This window comes from Pedobacter rhizosphaerae (assembly GCF_900111155.1).
Taxonomy (GTDB): domain Bacteria; phylum Bacteroidota; class Bacteroidia; order Sphingobacteriales; family Sphingobacteriaceae; genus Pedobacter; species Pedobacter rhizosphaerae.
Map to the genome: position 1 here is coordinate 95,600 of NZ_FOGG01000005.1, position 19,990 is coordinate 115,589.

Sequence of the window (19,990 nt, forward strand, 5' to 3'; positions counted from 1 at the left end):
TGAAATGGCAACTAAATTATGCTTCGTAATCAGCAGTTTGGAGGGTGGGGGTGCAGAACGTGTGCTTAGCAATCTGGCCAACCATTTTAGCGGTAAGGATTTCGATGTGACGGTGATTTGTTTAAACCAAGCCCCAAGTAAATACGTGCTTTCGCCCAAAATTAAACTTAAGGTTCTGGTAGATAGAAAGGGTAAAACAGATATATTCTCCCGCTTAAAGTTTGCGGCGGTTACCTTTTTCAACCTTATCGCAACACTTAAAAAAGAAAAGCCTGCATGCTGTATCTCTTTTATGACTTCGGTAAATATCTGGACGGGGATTGCTTGTATGTTGTTGAATATTAAGTATATACTTTCTGAACGTACCTCGCCAGACTATACTTTAAATACCTACAGTAAATGGTTACAGTGGATTTCTTATCAGATTTACAGTAAATCAAAAGCAGTTGTTCTACCTGCAAAAGGAATGGAAGCCGGTTTTAAGCGTAACAAAAGGTTTAGAACCCTAAGCAACTTTAAAACGATCTACAATCCGGTAAATGTTTTTAACCAGCCCTCTAAAAAGCAAGTTAACAGCAGGCCATTTATTTTAAGTGTAGGTCGGTTAGATCCTGATAAGTGCTTTGATCTGGTGATAGAAGCTTACAGTAAAATACCGAATCAGGATATCGACTTGCTGATCTCCGGAGAAGGGGATTGCAGGGCCGCATTAGAAAAACAGATTTCCGATTTAAAACTCAGCGATCGGGTTAAACTAATCGGGTTTAAATCCAATCTGCAAGATTATTACAGCCAGGCAAAATTATTTGTGATGGCATCTAGAGTAGAAGGTTATCCTAATGTATTGGTAGAAGCGATGAGTTTAGGATGTGCGGCCATAGCCATGGATTGTGAATTCGGGCCTTCAGAGATCATTAATAACGGGGTGAATGGTTTCTTAATCAAATGTGAAGATGTAGAGGCGCTTACGCAATCCATGACGGAGCTTCTCAGTAATGAAACCCTTCGTTCTACCTTCGCTACAAATGGAAAATTAATCAGCAAAACCAATTCAATGGAAAATATATCCATGAATTGGGAAAACCTAATCCTATCATGAAAAATGTTATGCTCCTTGTATTGTTGTTTCTGTTCGTTTACGTAACAACTTTCAATATTTTTATGACGGGTATATTTAGAATTCCCGCACCAGTAGTTTTTCTTGCTCCCTTGCTTTACTTCTTCAGAACGGAGGAAAAGGTTTTTACATACGGCAAAGAAATGGTTGTATTTTTTCTTGCAGGGCTATTCTTTTATATTATAGGTCAGGGAGATATACCAGGGTTTTTCGCTTTGATGATTGTTGCCGCCTGTTTTGCCCTGCTGTTTAATTATATAGTGGGCTACGATCTAAAAAGGATGAAAATCATCATTGGATTCTTTTTCGGAGTACTGGTTATTTCAGGCATTATCATGTTTGTAGATCATAAGGTAAATGTTGCCGGGTTAAGATCGTTATTGGTAGGAGAGCAGGTTCTCCAGGCACCATCAGGAATATCTACAACCATTTTTACTTTTGGTTACCAAATGGCGGCATTAACACCATTCCTTGTGGTTAGCACTATTTTATTTAGAAAGAACTGGTTTTTCAGTTTACTCATATTTGGATTCGCCATTGCCTTGATTTTCCTGGGTATGCAACGTTCAGTGTTGCTGGCCTTCGGATTGGTAATTGGCTTATTTTTTCTGTCTTTCTATAAGGCAAAATCAATTTTAATATTCGGCTTAATCTGCGGTACATTTTTTATCGCTCAAAGTTCAATAGAGCAATTCTCAGAAGGTAAAAAACAACAGAACATCCTCAATAAAAATGTAGAGAATGCAAGAGGCAAGGAAGAAAGAGGAGATTTGATGACGGAGAACCTCGCCATAATAGCCGACTATCCCTTTGGTTTAGTTTTTTACGGCAAAACCTGGAATGATGTTGTTCAACACAATTTTGTCTACAAAAAAGGTCCTATCGTCATTAGCTCGCACAATGCCTACCTCATGTTTATAACCTACTTAGGGCCGCTGTTATCCTTTATCTTTTTGATTTTACTGTACCAGAAAGTCGGGAAGATTATTTTTGACGCTTTTCTTAATGTAAAAGAGAAGAAGAACGCGCTTTTAATTTGCTTATGCTGTTCATTTATAGCAATATCTGTGAACTCATTTTTTCATAACGAATGGCTCCTTGCTACAAGCGGACCAACTCTGTTTCTCTACTTCGCTATCCTTCAACTTTCAAAAATCAGGATGAACGAAGCGCTTGTAGTCATTAACGACTAGATCTTTTTTAAGTATCTATCAATATTCAACACCAAACTTAATAAATCAAACCATTATGAATATACCATTCTCACCGCCATTCATTGATCAATCGGTTGTTGATCAGGTTATGGAAACACTAAATAACAAGTGGATCACTACGGGGCCAAAGGTAAAGGCTCTAGAACAGGAAATACAGAGTTTAACAGATACCGATGCGGTTATATGTGTAAATTCCTGGACTTCGGGTGCTATTTTGATGCTGAAATGGTTTGGAGTGAAGCCTGGCGATGAAGTAATTGTACCCGCTTATACCTATTGTGCCACTGCACTAAGTGTTTTGCATTGTGGGGCAATACCTGTAATGGTTGATGTGCTTGACGATTTTAACATCGATCCTGAGGAGGTAAGAAAGGCTATTACACCCAAAACAAAAGCCATTATAGCGGTAGATATTGCCGGCTGGCCATGTGATTACAACGCCTTGTTTGCTGTGATTAACGATAAAGAAATTCGCAAACAATTTAAGGCCGAATCGGATAAACAGACGCTTTTAAACCGTATTCTTTTGATTTCAGATGCAGCTCATAGTATAGGAAGCCTTTACAATGGAGAGCCGGCTGCTAAAAAATGCGATGTGACTATATTTTCATTCCATGCGGTAAAAAATATAACCACTGCCGAGGGCGGTGCAATTTGCTTAAATCTTCCACTGCAGTTTAATCCGGCAGACGAATACAGTTATTTGAAAATGTATACTTTGAACGGCCAGAACAAAGATGCATTAGCGAAGTCAAAGGGCGGCGGATGGCGATATGATATCCTTTTTCAGGGATTGAAAATCAATATGCCGGATATTTGTGCTGCAATAGGTTTAGCACAGATTAGGCAATATAACAACAGCCTGCTTCCAAGCAGAAAGGAAATCGCACTTAAATATTGCGAGGGATTTGAAAATCAAAGCTGGTTTATTCCACCACCACTGGCGAGTATCCAAAGAGAATCATGCTATCATTTATTCCCCTTAAGGGTAAAAGGCTTAACAGAAGAGCAAAGAGATACGATTATAGATGATTTGGCCGCTTTAGGTGTTGCAGCAAATGTGCATTTTATTCCGATGCCGATGCTTACTTACTTCAAATCGCTTGGCTATAACATTGAAAACTTCCCTATGGCGTATCAAAATTATGCCAGTGAAATTTCTCTTCCTATCTATCCACAGCTTAGTGCCGTAGAAGTAGAATTTATCATTACCTCGGTAATAAGTGTGATTCAGATTCAGTTAAACAGCGTGATTAAATTAACTGATGATCAATACGTAGAACCAATAAAACAAATGGCAGTTGCATCATGAAAAGAAAATCGAAAAGAGTGTTTGATGTTCTCCTGGCAGGCATAGCACTCATCCTTTTTAGTCCCTTATTAATATTAGTGGCCATCTTAATCAAGTTAGATTCTAAAGGCCCAGTATTCTTTAAGCAGATTAGGGTGGGGCGAAATATGAAAGATTTCCATCTGGTTAAATTTCGCACCATGTTTGTTCAGCAGCAGGAGGGCAGTTTGCTTACCATTGGTAATCGCGACAACAGGATAACACGTATAGGTTACTGGTTAAGGAAATACAAATTAGATGAATTACCGCAGTTACTCAACGTTTTAAAAGGGCATATGAGTTTAGTAGGACCTCGCCCGGAGGTAAGAAAATATGTAAACCTTTACAATGATGAACAGCGCTATGTACTCTCCGTTAAACCGGGTATAACCGACTGGGCATCAGTAGAATTCTGTAATGAAAATGAACTTTTAAAACATGCCGAAGATCCTGAATCGTATTATATAGAAAGGATTATCCCCGCAAAAATTCAGCAGAATTTAAGGTATATCAAACACAATGATATCTTAACAGATTTCAAGATTATCTGGTTAACCATCAATAGAATAGTGATCAACTAATTATGTACGCGCTAAAACAAAATCTTTACCAGGAGGAGGTTCAAAAGAAAAAGGTATTTTTTATTTTGAGTTCTTTAACCTCCGGAGGTTCGGAACGGGTATTCTGGAACTTGGCTCAGGGATTCAATAAAACGCTTTTCGATATTACCATTGTTATTCTGGATTCTTCAGTGAATTGTTTTTCAATGGATTTGGAAGGTGTAAGGTTTATTGACCTGGGGACTAAAAAAGCTTCAAAATCATTTTTCGCATTGTATACTGTGCTGAAAAAAGAAGAACCTTACGCTGTATTCTCTACTACCGATCACATCAATATTTTGGTTTCGTTAGTAGGAAGGTTCCTCAAAGTTCCGTGCCTCATTGCCCGCGCTTCTAATGTTCCGCATGAACAACGCTTGTATGAAGGTTTTAAATCTAAATTCTACGAACTTTTTACGCGGGCAAGTTATAAAGGTTATAAGCTCATTGTTTGCCAGTCGGAGGAGATGAAGCAGTCGCTGGTTAATACCTACGGTGTAAATCCTAATCTGATTACGGTAATAGCTAATCCCGTACTGAGAACCGCAAATCTTAGAATTCCGGAACGCCCTTCAAAGAAACACAAGCTGCTGGTGGTTGCGCGGTTTGCTTTGGAAAAAGGCTTAGATCGACTGGTGAAAATCATGACTATGTTACCCGATAATTACCATTTGAGTTTTGTTGGTACAGGGGTATTGAAAGATAAGATTAAACAACTGGTAACAGAAATGAACCTCGATTCGAGGGTTCAGTTTCTGGGGGAGATCAGAAATATCCATGAAGTGATGGTTCAGCATGATTTAATGGTGCTAAGCTCACATACAGAAGGTTTTCCGAATGTGGTTTTAGAAGCATTAACTGTTGGTTTGCCAGTAGTAACCTTCAAAGTAAGCGGTATACCGGGTTTAATTGTGGATGGCTTTAATGGCTACGTTATACAGCAAGGCGATTTGACCGACTTTAAAGATAAAGTGATTCAGGCCTGTACCCAAAATACCTGGAACGCAATGGATATCAGGCAAAATGTTTATCAGAAATGTTCTCTGGAGAAAATCAGTGTACAATACGAATCATTAATTAATTAACAATCTTAAAAAATAAAGTTATGTGTGGCATATATGGATCAACAATATCTTATAATGACGAAACCGTTCGTGAAAAAATGGGAAGGATTAGTTTTAGGGGACCAGATTATACAGGCATAAAACGCTACGATAAAGTTGTTTTTGCCCACAATAGATTGGCCATAATCGACTTAGATACAAGGTCTAATCAGCCTTTTACTTATCTTCATCTTCATATTGTTTTTAACGGAGAAATTTATAACTATAAGGACATCCGGAAAGATTTAGAACGCCAGAATTATCAATTCAGAACCAGTTCAGATACAGAAGTTATTTGTGCAGCTTATTTAGCATATGGTGCCGATTGCCTTACTCGTTTTAATGGCATGTTTGCCTTTGTAATTTACGATACCTTGAAAAATGAGCTGTTTGGCGCAAGGGATAGGTTTGGTAAAAAACCTTTCTATTATGCTCATGATCATGGAGATTTTGAATTTGCAAGCCAACCTTCGCAAATCAGCATTCACAGAGATCTGAATGTAGATGAAAAGGCAATCAATCAATATTTGATATGGGGTTATGTACCCGAGCCACAGTCTATCTTTGCTGAAGTTAAACAGTTGCCAGCTGCCCATTATTTTACTTATCAGTTAGCAAGCAGCAAGCTCAAAACAACCGAGTATTGGACCCTTGATTACGGTTGGAAGAACAAGTTTGCCGGTAGTTATGATGAAGCTAAAGAGGCGCTAGAAGTTATTTTGGCAGATGCGGTTAAGATTAGGATGAATGCAGATGTTCCTCTGGGTGTTTTTCTTAGCGGAGGAATTGATTCCTCGCTTATTGCGGCAATGGCCACTAAAGAAATAGATCATGTAAAAACTTTTTCCATAAAATTTAATGAAAAGGGTTTTGATGAAAGTGCTTATGCCAAACAGGTAGCACAGCATTTGGGAACAGATCATCATACTATTGAATGTAACTACAACGATGGCATTGAGCTGATCGAAAATTTTAACCAATATTATGATGAACCTTTTGCTGATTCGAGTGCAATTCCGACCATGCTTTTAGCTAAACATACCCGTAAGCATGTTACCGTAGCACTGAGTGGTGATGCAGGCGATGAAGCCTTTTTAGGCTACCATCGTTACAAATGGATCAAACAGGTAAACAACCTGTTCTACGCACCCCACACGATCAGAAAGGCAATAGGAGGTATTATTAACCAATCGCCAAAGTACAAACATAAACTTATAGCCATGGGGATAGCCATGGAAGACGTAGAAAACCTCTATGTGAAAATGTTTGGCAACATGGAAAACTCCTGGGTAAAACAGCCAGATCTGGCCAAATATAACTCGCTGATGCATGTGTTAACCAATCCCTCCAAACCCTTGTTAGAAAGAATTTCAGATTTTGATATCAAAACTTACTTAAACGGCGATATCAATACCAAGGTAGATCGGGCATCAATGGCCTTTTCATTAGAATCCAGGTCGCCTTTAATGGATTATAGGGTAATAGAATTCTCCAGAAGCTTACCTACCAGTTACAAGTATAACAGTGGTAACCAAAAGCGGATTTTAAAAGATATTCTTTTCGACCGGGTTCCGGCTCAAATTTTCGACCGGCCAAAAGCAGGTTTTACCATGCCTTTTCAAAATTGGTTCCGGGCTGAATTAAAAGAGTATGTGATGGATAATTTATCTGAGCAAAATCTTAAAAATATCCCAGGTATACATGTGAAACGTACGCAAGAGATTATTCAGGAACACATGACTGGCAAGTGGAACAGGTACCCTCAAATTTGGAAGCTCCTGGTATTGTCTCAATGGTTGATCAAGAATAAAAAATCTGAACAAAAAGTTTCACTGGTTGCTTAAAAACAATTGTCATGCAACACTTTATATCGAAAGTATTTAATAAGTTATTTACTGCGGATAAATGGAACATTGGGTACGTTCATCAATCTATGGAGAGTTTGATAGAGAAAAAGCATTTCAATGCTGATATCAAATGGTTTAAAGAAGACAACGTAGATTATGCTGCCGACCCTTTTGTGGTCGACGTAGAAGGCAAGACCCGGGTTTACTATGAAGAACTCAACTTTTGGAAAGGTCGGGGGGAGCTGATGGTCGTAGATGATTTTTCTTTTGGAAACAAGAAGAAAGTAACCGGGGTAACACCCGAGGCCATTCATCTTTCCTATCCCTACATGATACGTACAGCACAGGGTTTATATTGTATCCCCGAAACATCAGAGGCTTTCGAGGTAGCGCTTTACAAGGTGGATGAGCAAAATCCTCAAAAGCTTAGCAAAGAAAAGGTACTGCTAAAAGGAAAAGCTTTTGTAGATAGTTCCATTATTTTCTTTCAGGATAAGTACTGGTTATTTACCAGTGTACCAGGAGAAAATACTCACTTGTATGCCTATTACGCAGATACTTTAGATGGCGAATATAAAGCACATCAGCTCAATCCAATAAGAGTGAAGAAAGAACATTGCAGGGCTGCAGGAAAACTTTTTCTCATCCAGAATGAACTTTATCGGGCCACGCAGAACCCAACACAAAAATATGGTGGTTCTATCATCATCAATAAGATAGAATTACTTAATGCTTCCAGTTTCTCTGCCAGGGCAATATTTGAAATATTACCAGATAAGAAATATAGCGAAGGGCTCCACAATATCAGTTTCACAGAGAATGTGATCGTTTTAGATGGTAAAAGAAGGGTAATCAGCCCTTTAATGCCCATCAAAAAACTGATTCGAAAAATTAAACAAAATACTTAAACAGAAAATTATGGCACCGGATAAAAAGATACTGTTTATTTCTTTAACCGATGCGCCTAATGGAGCGGAGAATGTTTTACTCACTATGGCTAAGGAGGTTGGTAACGAGATCTGGTTTTTGAAAAGAAATCAGGGTGCTAACTTAAAAATTCCTGATCACCTTACTGCCTGTTATTTATCTGAAGTAAGCATTGCCAGCGGTTTTGCCCGGATGATCCCTAAGCTAAGGTCCTTTTCTCCGGATCTGATAATGAGTACCCATCCATACCTAAATGCATTTTTAGGATTTTTGAAAAGGCTGGGTTATTTACATACGAAGCTGATTGCAAGAGAATGTACCTCTGTTTTTACCCGTTTTACCGGATTAAAAAAGAAAGTATATCGGTTAATTTATCGCCTGGGCTATCCTTCAATTGATTTGTTGGTATGCCAAACGGAATTGATGAAAAAGCAACTTTTAGATCACAATCGCTTTATTCCGGATAAAAAAGTACTGGTACAACCTAACCCAATAGATTTTATTAAAATCATGGCTGGTGCAGAGAAACCATTAATCAATGGAGATGCCCGGCTTGAATTTATCTGTTCTGCGGGAAGGTTGATTCCCGAAAAGGGTTTCCCTATTTTGATTGAGGCCTTTAAGAGTATTAAAAGCGAATATCCGCATCTTAAACTTCTGCTGTTGGGAGAAGGTAAAGAAAGAATAAGTTTAACAACGCTCATTGAAGCGAACGGACTTACCGGGGAGGTGATTTTGAAAGGTCAGGTAGATAATCCGGCACCCTATTTCAAACATGCGAAAGTATGTGTGGTTTCATCCATTAAAGAAGGTTTTCCCAATGTACTCTTAGAAATGATGGCTGTAAATCAGTCGGTTGTTTCAACACTTTGTGCAGGAGGAATTGAAGAAATACCTGGCATTCATAAAATTGAGGTGAATAATGTAGCTGCACTGAGCAATGCGATTAAACAAACGCTTGCCGCAACAAAAGCAACAGATGTAAAAGTAATGCATAATTACCTCGCCCAACGCAAACCCGAAATATTTGCGCATTCCATTCTGAATGCACTCAACAACCTTAACTAATAAGAGTAAAAATAATAATAAACCATTTGGCCTTGGAACACATGGCCCTGAAAATCAATTGCCTAATTCCAGGCTATTATTTAACTGTTTCTCAAAACCCAAATTTTATGAAAATTTTAATTACTGGTACAGCTGGTTTTATTGGCTTCCATTTAGCACAACGTTTATTGCAGAGAGGTGATACGGTTGTAGGCATTGATAACATCAATGATTATTACGATGTAAATTTGAAATACGCGCGATTGGCTCACACAGGCATTCCTCAATCAGAAATAGCTTATGGCGTGCCAGTTCAAAGTAAAGTGTATGATAATTATACTTTTATCAAGCTGGATATCTGCGATAAACCCTCGCTGGAGAAATGTTTCAAAGACAATCAGTTTGATGCCGTTTGTAACCTGGCCGCACAGGCAGGTGTGAGATACAGTCTAACCAACCCAGATGCTTATATCGAAGCCAATATCAAAGGGTTTTTAAATGTTTTAGAATGTAGCAGACACTTTAAAATCGGACATTTACTTTATGCCAGTTCATCAAGTGTTTATGGTTTAAATAAAAACATGCCATTTTCTACCCATAATAATGTAGATCATCCGGTTTCACTTTATGCTGCATCTAAAAAAAGTAATGAACTTATGGCACATTCATACAGTCATTTGTTTAATTTACCCACTACAGCATTGAGGTTTTTTACTGTTTATGGCCCTTGGGGTCGCCCGGATATGGCCCTTTTCTTATTTACCAAAGCCATTTTAGAGGGTAAACCTATCGAAGTATTTAACAATGGAGAAATGAGACGCGATTTTACCTATATAGATGATATTGTAGAAGGAATAGTGAGGGTATTTGATCAACCAGCTCAGAAAAATCCTGAATGGAACAGTTTAAATCCAGATCCTGCTACTTCAAATGCCCCATATGCCGTGTTTAATATTGGCAGGGGAGAACCAGTAAGATTGCTGGATTTTGTAGAAGAAATAGAAAAAGAAACAGGTATTTCCGCTCAAAAGATCTTCTTGCCGATGCAGGATGGTGATGTGGCTGAAACCGCTGCAGATATTGATGATTTGAAAAATTTATTAAATTATCAACCTTCAGTGTCGGTTCACACAGGTGTGAAGAATTTTGTGAAGTGGTTTACAGAATTTTATACACCTCATGCACAAATAGTTACTACAACACCGGTAACCGTCAATTAGTTTGTCATATGAATGTAAAGGTGGTGTATAAATAATTTTACATTAAAGTATTCTGAGTCAGTATTTTTTCTTTCTGTAAGCTATTGGTTTACAGTAAGGCTAATAGTGTTTCGTATCGATATTAATTAATAATCAGTGTTTTAGCTGCATTTTTTTAGATATACTCATTTATCGCATATAGCGTTAAGTTGTAAATTTAAAAAAAATCAAAAATGCAGAGAAAAACAAAATTGTTTAAAAAAGTGAGTTTAATTGGGTTATTATTTACAACCATTTTCTTTTTCAGTAATTGTAAAAAAAGTGTGAATGGTGAAGACACATCTTTGATAGATAGTACCCAGTATTTTTCGAGTGATTCAGGTCAAGTATTAGCCGCAACCAGTGGAAGTACAGGTAAACTAAGTGCAAGTGGATTCAGATTAGAAAGTGGTTATGCATTTAAGATTTCAGCAAGCATAGCAGGTGGCGACGCATCAGGCGCGCAAACGCAATCAATTTTAAGGTTATTTGAAAACGGTGTAGAGTTAGGTCCGGCACATGCTGTACATGACGAGATTAGAACAGTAGGTAAGGGAAGGTATAGCCACTGGGGTACTTCGTTGATTTTTTCAACATCAGATAATAGTGACCCTAGAACAAACGGTAGAACCTATACCTATGTAATTGGTGGCACTTCTGCCATAACACCACCGCCAGCTACAGAAACACCATCAAATGGTAATACCGAAATAACCAATGGTATCATGGGATACGCCATGGTTAACGGTACAACAACTGGTGGACAAGGTGGTACAGAAACAACTGTTACTACCTTAGCAGCCTTAAAATCGGCTTTAAACGATAACGTTAAACGTATCATTTATATTAGTGGTACCATTAAAGGTGCTGGTGAAGATCCAATATATGTTAAGTCTAACAAATCTATTATTGGTAAATCAGGTGCGGTAATTGAAGGTGTTAACTTGTTCATGTATACTGTAAGCAATATCATCGTACAAAACATTACTTTCAAAAACTATGTAAATTATGCTGCAATTCAAATCAAAGAAGCTGCGCACCACATCTGGATTGACCATTGCGATTTCTCTACAGACCGATCACGCGGGTGGGAATATTGGGGTAAAGACATTACCATTAACAGAGAGTCTGACTATGTAACGGTTTCCTGGAGTAAGTTCCACGATACCAACTTATCAGTACTGATTAGTGGTGGTATTGCCGGTCACGAATCTGATGCAGGCAAACTGCACATCACCATGCACCACAATTTCTGGTATAATGTTACCGAAAGAGAGCCATCAATGAACTGGGGACGGGTACACATGTTTAACAACTATCACTTAAACAACTCTGGTTATTCAATCGGTGCAAGAGCTGGTGGTATTGTAAGAACAGATAACGAATACTTTTCAAACTGTGTAAAACCATTATCAACTAAAGTTGCAACGGACCCTGAAGGATACTTTAGCGGGATTTCAACCAATATTTACGACAAATGTGGTGCAAATACCATGACAACAGCAGTGTCTACATGGGTGCCAGAATACGATTACAAAGCTTATTTAAATGATGCAGCCAGCGTTCCTTCAATTGTAGCGAACGGAGCTGGTCCAAAATAGATAAACCAAAATCTTCATATTTTTTTTACAAAAGCCACCCGGATGGGTGGCTTTGTAATTTGAATTAAAAAAATTGACATGATGAACATTACAGGCAAAAAGATTTTTATCGTTTGCGATTCCTCCAGATCACTACTTGATTTTAGGGGAAAGCTTATAGAAAAAATGCAGATTGATAATCAGGTGTACGTTTTTACACCCAGGATAGATCAGGAATCCGTACGCAATAGGTTAAAAGAATTAAACGTAATTACCTATGAGAGCAATCTGAATGGCAGTAATGTTTCCATTATGTCTGACCTGCAGTTTATATACGCGCTGTATAAACTGATTAGAAAAATAAAACCCGATATATTTTTCCCTTACACCTTTAAGCCTGTAATATACGGCTCATTCCTGGCTAAGCTTTGCAAAGTAAATTTAATAGCACCAATGCTTACCGGCTTAGGTTATAATTTTACCGATAATCCAAACAGTAACAAATGGGTGGTAAAAATAACCCGCTTTCTACTCAAATTCAGCTTGCAACCTAATCCCCGGCTGAACATTATTTTTCAAAATAAAGATGATTCACAACGCCTCCTTGACCTCAAGATCTTAAATAAAAAACATCAGGTGTATGTGGTAAACGGTTCTGGTGTTGATTTAAGTCACTATGAGTATTCTAAACCAAGTATTTCACCGATAACCTTTTTAATGGTATCAAGGCTGATCAACGCCAAGGGAATTAAAGAATATTATGATGCCGCTAAGTTGATTAAGGAACGCTTTCCACAAACGGTTTTCAAGCTTATTGGTCCTTATGATGATAATATCGATACCATAAGCCCACAACTTTATCAGGCCATTGCTTCTGGCGACACCATAAAATATATTGGACAGGTAGATGATGTGCGGCCAGACATCGAACAGTCATCCGTTATGGTATTGCCTTCCTATTATGGTGAGGGCGTTCCCAGATGTGTTTTAGAAGGTATGGCGATGGGAAGGCCAGTAATTACCAGCGACTCGGTAGGATGTAGAGAAACGATAAATCCTGAACCCGAAAATGCAAATGGCTTTCTAATTCCAATTAAAAATGCATCGGCATTGGCGAGTAAAATGACCTATTTTATCGAAAACAGCGAGGATATTGTTAATTACGGAAATCGTGGGCGGATATTTGCCAAAGAAAAATTTGATGTTAACCTGGTTAACTCGGCACTTTTCAAAATTATGAAATTGGAATCCTGACCAATTAAACGAACCAAACTAATAACCAAATAATTTAACCTAACTGTTGTGAACAATACATTTATCTACAAACAAGCCACATTAGCCGACTTTCGTCATGCTATTGATGAATATGGATGGGTTGTATACGAGAAAGCGATCAACCAGAAATTAATCTCAGATATAATTGCAGGCTTTGAATCTTCTTATCTGCTTCGGCGCGAAATTCAGAAACTGAATGGCATTGAAGAAAACATGGAGGGCACCCTTCATCATCTTTTAGAGAAGGACAACTTTGCCATAGAGCTTTTAGGTAAGCTTTGCTGCCACCGGGAAATCCGCGATTTTTTAGGTGGTAATTACATCTTAAATGGTATTAATGGAGTGATCAATTCTAAGAAGAGCAAATCTTACATTCAAAACGTACACCGTGATGTAAGAACCTTCTCAGGCGAAAACAAGTACATGATCCAAATGATAATCGTTTTAGACGATTTTACCATTTTTAATGGTGCCACACACTTTCTGTCTGGGTCTCATAAATTGGATATCCGGCCAGATGAAAAGCATTTTAAGGCCTTTTCAAAGCAGGCTGTGGCCAAGAAGGGGAGTATAATCCTCTTTGATTCTAACCTTTGGCACGCTGGAGGAATTAATTTTACCCGAAAGCAGCGCAGAGCTTTAACCCTTGGCTTCACTAAGCCCTACATTAAGCAGCAGTTTGACTATCCCCGTTTTTTAGGATACGAATACGGGGAAACTTTAGATAGCGATCTCAGACAAATTATCGGGTATAACGCAAGAGTTCCGGCAAGTTTACAAGAGTATTACCAACCCCGGGAGCAAAGAATGTACAAATCAGATCAAGGTTAAAGTAATTATTATGGAAACTCAAACGCTCCCCGCAAAAACTATTGGAGGATATATTGAACTCCAGTTAAATCCAGGAAGAATTTTCCATCCAGAACTTCTTCCTTTAAATACAGGCAGAAATGCATTAGAATACATTCTTCGCGTTAGGCAGTACAACACAATCTATTTGCCTTATTATACCTGCGATGTTTTATTAGAACCTTTACATAAACTGAATATAACCTATCATTTTTATAAGGTCGACGAAGATTTAGATCCGATTATAGATTTTGAAATAACGGAAAAAAGTTGCTTACTCTACACCAACTATTACGGATTAAAAACAGAAACCGTTAGACGATTGGCTAAAACTACCAAAAATCTGATTGTAGATAATGCACAGGCATTTTTTACCAAGCCTATTCAGCATACCGATACTTTTTACTCTTGCCGAAAGTTTTTTGGCGTACCTGATGGAGCTTATTTATACATTTCCAAAAATCTGGGAATTAGCTTAAAGCAAGATCGTTCTGTGGAAAGATGTTCGCACCTGCTTAAAAGTATTGATTTAAATATTGAAGAAGGATATACAGATTACATCGAAAATAATAAAGATTTATGTAACAGGGAGATTATGAAGATGTCGGCACTTTCTACTCGAATACTGGCCGGTATCAATTACGAACAATGTGCCCTAATCAGACAAAGAAATTATGATTTTCTGCATGAACATTTATCATCGAAGAATTTACTCCAGCTAAACAGAGCGCCCGAAGAAGTGCCTATGGTATATCCATTGCTTTTAGACATTGCAGGAGTAAAACAGCAATTAATAGCAAAAAAAATATTTGTAGCCACGTACTGGCCAAATGTTTTTGATTGGGTTGAAACCGATAGTTTCGAATACTTTCTTACTAATAATCTAATCGCTTTGCCTATAGATCATCGCTACAATGCCGACGATATGATGACCATGGTTAAAGCTTTAAACTCTTTGTTATGAACCAGATTTATTTACGGCCTCTTGAATTAAAAGATGCAGATGTTTCTTACAAATGGAGAAACGATCCAGACGTTTGGACATATACTAAGTTCGTACTTAAAAATCAAATCACACCAGATGTAGAAAGACAATGGCTTTCAAATAAAATTAATCTGGCTAATGAAAAAAGATTTGCCATATGCTTAAAAGACTCAAACACTTACATCGGTAATATTCAATTGATTAACATTGATGAGGAAAGTGCCGAATTTCATTTGTTTATCGGCGATAAAGCCTATTGGGGAAAGGGAATTGGCTATCAGGCTTCTGTAATGGTATTGAAATATGCTTTCTATAACCTTCATTTGAAATCTATTTTCCTTGAGGTGCATGCAGATAATGCTGCAGCTTATTCTATTTACAGAAAAGTCGGTTTTGAAACCATATCCAAAGAATCAGAATTTTTGAAAATGGTTATCAATCCCTCCATGCTGCAAGAACTATCTTAATTTATCTAATCGCATCTATAAAAACCATAAAGCTCCCCATGAAAAAGATTATAACAATTGAAGATAAACTACAGTGGACTAACTATATAAAGCGTGCGTTGCACTACGATTTTTACCATACCTGGTATTATCATTCTCTGGATAAAACAGGTTTTCCAATTTTATTTGTATATGAAGAAAATCAAAACTTTATAGCTTTTCCACTTTTAAAACGAAATATACCTGGCTCTGATTTTTTTGATTTTACATCTGTTTATGGATACACGGGGCCAATCTCAAACCTGGATTTTAAAGTACTCGAAGATGATTTTATGGAAGGCTTCAAAGCTTCCTTTATAGAATATTTGCAAACAGGCCAAAATGTAACTGTATTTTCCCGCCTGCATCCATTTTTCGATCAGGAAAGATTGATGGGGAAGTTTTCCGGAGTTCATGCAAATGGCAAAACAGTGGCCATTGATTTGACCACCACCATAGAAGAACAACGTTCCGTTTACCGCAAAAGCGTAAAAGAAAAAATAAGACGATTGCGAAAGCGTGATTACCTGGTTAAAGTTTCTAATGATATTAGCGATGCCCGTATTTTTGCAGATATTTATATCGAAAATATGCAGCGCGTTGGCGCTAAAGAATATTACTTTTTTAGTGAAAGCTATTTTGTTAATCTTTTAGCCTCCGATGAGTTTGATTCAAAACTTTTTTTAGTTTATAAAGATGGAGAGCCTATTTCTGGCGCTGTTGTAGTTTGTACCGACGAAATTATGCAGGTTCATTTGCTGGCCACGAAAACCAAATACCTTAACGAATCTCCTGCAAAACTCTTAACAGATGAAATTACCGTAATTGGCAGACAACTTGGCTACAAGTATTTCAATTTAGGGGGAGGTGTTAATTTTAAAGAAGATAACCTATTTGGCTGGAAGATGGGCTTTTCAAAACTCTGTTTCGAATTTAACAGCTGGAGATACATTGCCAATAATGATTTGTATAATTCCCTTTTAGAAGAAAAAGCTATAGACAACACCGCTAACATCGATTTTTTTCCACTATACCGCAATCCCGTAATGGCTTAATAATCACATAAATATTTTTATATATAATTATTAAATGATATGCTAATCGATAAAAGTACTATTGGTTGCGCTTATAGATATACGCTCGATCAGAAAGACGACTGGAATAAGTACGTCGAAAATGCCACTGAGTATGATTTCTTTCATACTTGGAAATATCATAAACTTGCCAATAGCGGTGAGCCCGTTTTGTTTGTTTACACTGAAGGGGATAATTACATCGCTTTTCCACTACTCCAAAGGCCAATACCAGGCACCCCATATTTCGATTTGCATTGTGTATATGGTTATACCGGTCCAATTTCAAACCGTTATTTTGAAGAGTTGGAAGAACACTTTATGCAGAATTTTAAGGATGCATTTTTAACCTTTTTAAAAGAAGGGAATTATGTATCTGTTTTCTCTAAACTACATCCATTTTTTGGGCATAGCAGGTTAATGATTAAGTTTGGCGGCCTGCACGATAATGGCAAGACCATTGCCATTGATTTAACGCAAAGTTTGGATGAACAGCGAAGAAAATACCGCAAAACCACGAAAGGTGATATCAACAGATGCAGGAGATTCGGTTATCAAGTGAAAAAAGCTGAAACTAAAGAAGATATTTTAGCATTCTCCAGGCTTTATGAGCAAAATATGGGAAGAATTAATGCATCTGAATTTTATCTCTTTAATGAAGATTATTTCCTGGAGTTGCTAACCAACGAAAAAAATTGTGAGCTTATGCTGGTTATCTCCAATGGAGAGGTTATTTGCGGAAGCATAATTATGTACGCCAATAAAATTATGGAGGGTTATTTAATTTCAACCCAAACCGAATATTTGAAATATTCTCCAGCCAAGTTTTTATTGGATGAAATTAGTTTAATAGGACGGAGCAAAGGAATAGATTACTATCATTTAGGTGGTGGTTTGGGTTTTAAAGAAAACTCCCTTTTCGAATGGAAGCTCGGTTTCTCTGATTTCATATTGGATTATAAAACATGGAGATACATTGCAAATCAAGAGGTTTATGATCATTTAGTGAAAGAGTCTGGAAATGAATGGGTTGAAGAGGTGGATTTCTTTCCACTGTATAGAATGTCTCCTTCCGTTAGTTAGCCGTTGTTATTTGCAGAAATCACGAAAGGCTATTGCTGCTGTCATCAACTTACTTAAAACCGTTATCTGTTTCGTTTTCTGCCCGAGTTAATCTCGTTGAACGGTTACGCAGAGAAAGGAGGGGGCATCCCAACCCCAAATCCATCATACCCCAATTAATACCATATTATCATTTAATATTCCCTATTATGAAAAAGCTAATATTCCCAGACAAAGCACATTCGAGGTGGTTGATATTGCTTATCGATCAGTTTATTGTGGTATGGACATTATTTATATCAATAGTACTCACCCATACGGCCAATTATGCTGATATCTTCAAGCTGGAAAACTATCTGTATGTTGGATTGTATGCTATAATTGCTGCTGCGGTATTTATTTCGTTAAGAATCCATACAGGCATTATCCGGTATTCCAATACAGAAGATATTTTAAGGGTATTTCTGGCTGTTTTTGTGTCTAGCTTACTCTTTGTCGGGTTGAACAAAATTCTGGCTCAGCGCTTTGAATTACTTTGGAGCCAGATGGATAAAGCCCTGATTTTGAATTTTTTCATTTCCTCATCGTTGCTCATCATGCTGAGGATTTCTGTTAAAGGAATTTTTTACTTTTTCAAAGAACTTAAGTCAGAGGATAAAGAACACATTTTAATCTACGGCTCTGAAAAAAAAGCCATCCTCATTAAAAAGGCAATAGAGCAAAATGAAGAGTCTAATTTATGTATTGTTGGCTTTGTAGATGATAATCAAGACCGTATAGATAAATATTTAGAGCAAAAGAAAGTTTTTCATTCTTCGGCTATTTCATTTTTGAAGAATAAACATGGGATAAAGAAAATTCTTTTTGCCGAAGATGCACTAAACACATTGAATAAAAAGAAAATTGTAGATACCTGCATCAATGAAGGAATTAAAGTGATTATGGTTCCTCCATCAAACAAGTGGTTGTATGGCAAGTTTGATCAGCACCAGTTAAGAGATTTAAAAATAGAGGATCTTTTAGAACGGGAAGCAATTAAGCTCAATGAAAAGAATATTTTAAAAGAGCTCAATGGTAAGTGTATTTTGGTTACTGGCGCAGCGGGTTCCATAGGCTCCGAAATTGTTCGGCAGGTATTGCAGTATAATCCTAAATCGGTTATCCTCTGCGATCAGGCAGAAACACCTCTGCACGATTTGAAATTAGAACTGGAAGACAGCTTGCAGGCCAAAAATGTTAAAATATTTATGGCTAACGTTCAAAATGCCAACCGGATTAGAACACTTTTCGAATGGTATAAACCTGAAATTGTATTTCATGCGGCAGCCTACAAACATGTTCCAATGATGGAGAATAATCCGGCAGAAGCCATATTAACCAATGTTTTAGGTACCAAAAATATGGCTGATATCTCATTAGAATATGGCGTAGAAAAATTTGTGATGATTTCCACAGATAAAGCTGTTAAACCCACCAATGTAATGGGAGCTTCTAAAAGATTGGCCGAAATCTATATCCAGTCGCTTAATAGCCCTGAATTAACCACCACCGATTCTATTTCTGAAGGCCATCATTTACGCACCCGCTTCGTAACTACCCGTTTTGGTAATGTTTTGGGCTCCAATGGTTCGGTTATACCTCGTTTTAAAAGTCAAATCGAAAAAAGAGGGCCTATAACCGTTACCCATCCCGATATTACCCGGTATTTTATGACCATTCCGGAAGCCGTGCAATTGGTTATGGAAGCAGGAGCAATGGGGCAGGGAGGCGAAATCTTCTTGTTTGATATGGGTAAGCCCGTTAAAATAGTCGATTTGGCTATCAACATGATTAAGCTGGCAGGCTTAGTGCCTTATGAAGATATTGATTTGGTATTTACAGGGTTAAGACCTGGAGAAAAATTATATGAAGAACTTTTACTATCGGAAGAGGCGATGATGGAAACGCATCATCCTAAAATTAAAATATCCCAAAAAGTTACCTATAACTTCATCTATGTCAATCAGATCATTAAAGATTTGATTGAGCTTAATCAGGAAGGTAATGACTATAACGTAGTGAAAAAGATGAAGGAAATTATTCCGGATTATATCAGTAATAATTCACAGTACGAAGATCTTGATTTGTTGGTAGCGAACTAGCTTTCAGTGTTTTGTATCTTAAAAATTTCATGAAATTATATTTTTTTAGTAAATTGCTGATAAGCTAATCGTCCCCAGGTTGTTTATCAGATTTAAATTGTTTTACAGAATTTAAATT

17 protein-coding genes are annotated in these 19,990 nt (G+C 37.4%); all 17 read left to right on the forward strand.

The genetic code is table 11. The features are described from left to right. Positions 1–4: 4 nt before the first annotated feature. The 17 genes from BMX11_RS05605 to BMX11_RS05685 all read left to right on the forward strand — a co-directional run bounded on the left by BMX11_RS05605 (position 5) and on the right by BMX11_RS05685 (position 19,872). Positions 5–1,099 carry a glycosyltransferase family 4 protein gene (locus BMX11_RS05605; RefSeq protein WP_090882311.1) on the forward strand — a complete coding sequence of 365 codons (1,095 nt, stop codon included), beginning with the start codon at positions 5–7 and terminating at the stop codon, positions 1,097–1,099. Then, the gene (locus BMX11_RS05610; protein WP_090882313.1) at positions 1,096–2,310 is read left to right on the forward strand and encodes an O-antigen ligase family protein; all 1,215 of its coding nucleotides are present in this window, start codon (positions 1,096–1,098) and stop codon (positions 2,308–2,310) included. The genes BMX11_RS05605 and BMX11_RS05610 overlap by 4 nt, the downstream gene beginning before the upstream one ends. 55 nt (positions 2,311–2,365) lie before the next feature. Continuing rightward, complete coding sequence (locus BMX11_RS05615; protein ID WP_090882315.1) at positions 2,366–3,643, forward strand: DegT/DnrJ/EryC1/StrS family aminotransferase; 1,278 nt, start codon at positions 2,366–2,368, stop codon at positions 3,641–3,643. Continuing rightward, positions 3,640–4,242, forward strand: a complete 603-nt coding sequence (locus BMX11_RS05620; RefSeq protein ID WP_090882317.1) for a sugar transferase — start codon at positions 3,640–3,642, stop codon at positions 4,240–4,242. Before BMX11_RS05615 ends, BMX11_RS05620 begins: the two co-directional genes overlap by 4 nt. Before the next feature lie 2 nt (positions 4,243–4,244). Further along, on the forward strand, positions 4,245–5,345 hold the full coding sequence (locus BMX11_RS05625; protein WP_090882319.1) for a glycosyltransferase: 1,101 nt from the start codon (positions 4,245–4,247) through the stop codon (positions 5,343–5,345). 20 nt (positions 5,346–5,365) lie between these two features. After that, the gene (gene asnB, locus BMX11_RS05630) at positions 5,366–7,207 is read left to right on the forward strand and encodes an asparagine synthase (glutamine-hydrolyzing) (RefSeq protein ID WP_090882321.1); all 1,842 of its coding nucleotides are present in this window, start codon (positions 5,366–5,368) and stop codon (positions 7,205–7,207) included. Positions 7,208–7,218: 11 nt separating this feature from the next. Then, on the forward strand, positions 7,219–8,118 hold the full coding sequence (locus BMX11_RS05635) for a glucosamine inositolphosphorylceramide transferase family protein (protein WP_090882322.1): 900 nt from the start codon (positions 7,219–7,221) through the stop codon (positions 8,116–8,118). Positions 8,119–8,128: 10 nt separating this feature from the next. Then, the gene (locus tag BMX11_RS05640; protein ID WP_090882325.1) at positions 8,129–9,205 is read left to right on the forward strand and encodes a glycosyltransferase; all 1,077 of its coding nucleotides are present in this window, start codon (positions 8,129–8,131) and stop codon (positions 9,203–9,205) included. 107 nt (positions 9,206–9,312) lie between these two features. Continuing rightward, positions 9,313–10,404 (forward strand): NAD-dependent epimerase, encoded by a 1,092-nt coding sequence (locus BMX11_RS05645; protein ID WP_090882570.1) that lies wholly within the window; start codon positions 9,313–9,315, stop codon positions 10,402–10,404. 212 nt (positions 10,405–10,616) lie between these two features. Continuing rightward, positions 10,617–12,023: a pectate lyase family protein gene (locus BMX11_RS05650; RefSeq protein ID WP_090882328.1), complete on the forward strand. Its 1,407-nt coding sequence runs from the start codon at positions 10,617–10,619 to the stop codon at positions 12,021–12,023. 78 nt (positions 12,024–12,101) lie between these two features. After that, positions 12,102–13,256: a glycosyltransferase family 4 protein gene (locus BMX11_RS05655; protein ID WP_245738586.1), complete on the forward strand. Its 1,155-nt coding sequence runs from the start codon at positions 12,102–12,104 to the stop codon at positions 13,254–13,256. 48 nt (positions 13,257–13,304) lie between these two features. After that, positions 13,305–14,108: a phytanoyl-CoA dioxygenase family protein gene (locus BMX11_RS05660; RefSeq protein ID WP_090882332.1), complete on the forward strand. Its 804-nt coding sequence runs from the start codon at positions 13,305–13,307 to the stop codon at positions 14,106–14,108. Positions 14,109–14,118: 10 nt separating this feature from the next. Further along, complete coding sequence (locus tag BMX11_RS05665; RefSeq protein WP_090882334.1) at positions 14,119–15,090, forward strand: hypothetical protein; 972 nt, start codon at positions 14,119–14,121, stop codon at positions 15,088–15,090. Next, the gene (locus BMX11_RS05670) at positions 15,087–15,578 is read left to right on the forward strand and encodes a GNAT family N-acetyltransferase (RefSeq protein ID WP_090882336.1); all 492 of its coding nucleotides are present in this window, start codon (positions 15,087–15,089) and stop codon (positions 15,576–15,578) included. Before BMX11_RS05665 ends, BMX11_RS05670 begins: the two co-directional genes overlap by 4 nt. 38 nt (positions 15,579–15,616) lie before the next feature. Beyond that, positions 15,617–16,651: a GNAT family N-acetyltransferase gene (locus tag BMX11_RS05675; protein ID WP_090882338.1), complete on the forward strand. Its 1,035-nt coding sequence runs from the start codon at positions 15,617–15,619 to the stop codon at positions 16,649–16,651. A gap of 39 nt (positions 16,652–16,690) precedes the next feature. Next, the gene (locus BMX11_RS05680; RefSeq protein ID WP_090882340.1) at positions 16,691–17,752 is read left to right on the forward strand and encodes a GNAT family N-acetyltransferase; all 1,062 of its coding nucleotides are present in this window, start codon (positions 16,691–16,693) and stop codon (positions 17,750–17,752) included. 188 nt (positions 17,753–17,940) lie between these two features. Beyond that, positions 17,941–19,872 (forward strand): polysaccharide biosynthesis protein, encoded by a 1,932-nt coding sequence (locus BMX11_RS05685; protein WP_090882342.1) that lies wholly within the window; start codon positions 17,941–17,943, stop codon positions 19,870–19,872. The last annotated feature ends 118 nt before the right edge of the window (positions 19,873–19,990 follow it).

Bases quoted from the DNA above. Each gene is read 5' to 3' on its own strand.
- BMX11_RS05605 (WP_090882311.1), top strand. From the start codon at position 5: ATGGCAACTAAATTATGCTTCGTAATCAGCAGTTTGGAGGGTGGGGGT.
- BMX11_RS05610 (WP_090882313.1), top strand. From the start codon at position 1,096: ATGAAAAATGTTATGCTCCTTGTATTGTTGTTTCTGTTCGTTTACGTA.
- BMX11_RS05615 (WP_090882315.1), top strand. From the start codon at position 2,366: ATGAATATACCATTCTCACCGCCATTCATTGATCAATCGGTTGTTGAT.
- BMX11_RS05620 (WP_090882317.1), top strand. From the start codon at position 3,640: ATGAAAAGAAAATCGAAAAGAGTGTTTGATGTTCTCCTGGCAGGCATA.
- BMX11_RS05625 (WP_090882319.1), top strand. From the start codon at position 4,245: ATGTACGCGCTAAAACAAAATCTTTACCAGGAGGAGGTTCAAAAGAAA.
- asnB (WP_090882321.1), top strand. From the start codon at position 5,366: ATGTGTGGCATATATGGATCAACAATATCTTATAATGACGAAACCGTT.
- BMX11_RS05635 (WP_090882322.1), top strand. From the start codon at position 7,219: ATGCAACACTTTATATCGAAAGTATTTAATAAGTTATTTACTGCGGAT.
- BMX11_RS05640 (WP_090882325.1), top strand. From the start codon at position 8,129: ATGGCACCGGATAAAAAGATACTGTTTATTTCTTTAACCGATGCGCCT.
- BMX11_RS05645 (WP_090882570.1), top strand. From the start codon at position 9,313: ATGAAAATTTTAATTACTGGTACAGCTGGTTTTATTGGCTTCCATTTA.
- BMX11_RS05650 (WP_090882328.1), top strand. From the start codon at position 10,617: ATGCAGAGAAAAACAAAATTGTTTAAAAAAGTGAGTTTAATTGGGTTA.
- BMX11_RS05655 (WP_245738586.1), top strand. From the start codon at position 12,102: ATGATGAACATTACAGGCAAAAAGATTTTTATCGTTTGCGATTCCTCC.
- BMX11_RS05665 (WP_090882334.1), top strand. From the start codon at position 14,119: ATGGAAACTCAAACGCTCCCCGCAAAAACTATTGGAGGATATATTGAA.
- BMX11_RS05670 (WP_090882336.1), top strand. From the start codon at position 15,087: ATGAACCAGATTTATTTACGGCCTCTTGAATTAAAAGATGCAGATGTT.
- BMX11_RS05675 (WP_090882338.1), top strand. From the start codon at position 15,617: ATGAAAAAGATTATAACAATTGAAGATAAACTACAGTGGACTAACTAT.
- BMX11_RS05680 (WP_090882340.1), top strand. From the start codon at position 16,691: ATGCTAATCGATAAAAGTACTATTGGTTGCGCTTATAGATATACGCTC.
- BMX11_RS05685 (WP_090882342.1), top strand. From the start codon at position 17,941: ATGAAAAAGCTAATATTCCCAGACAAAGCACATTCGAGGTGGTTGATA.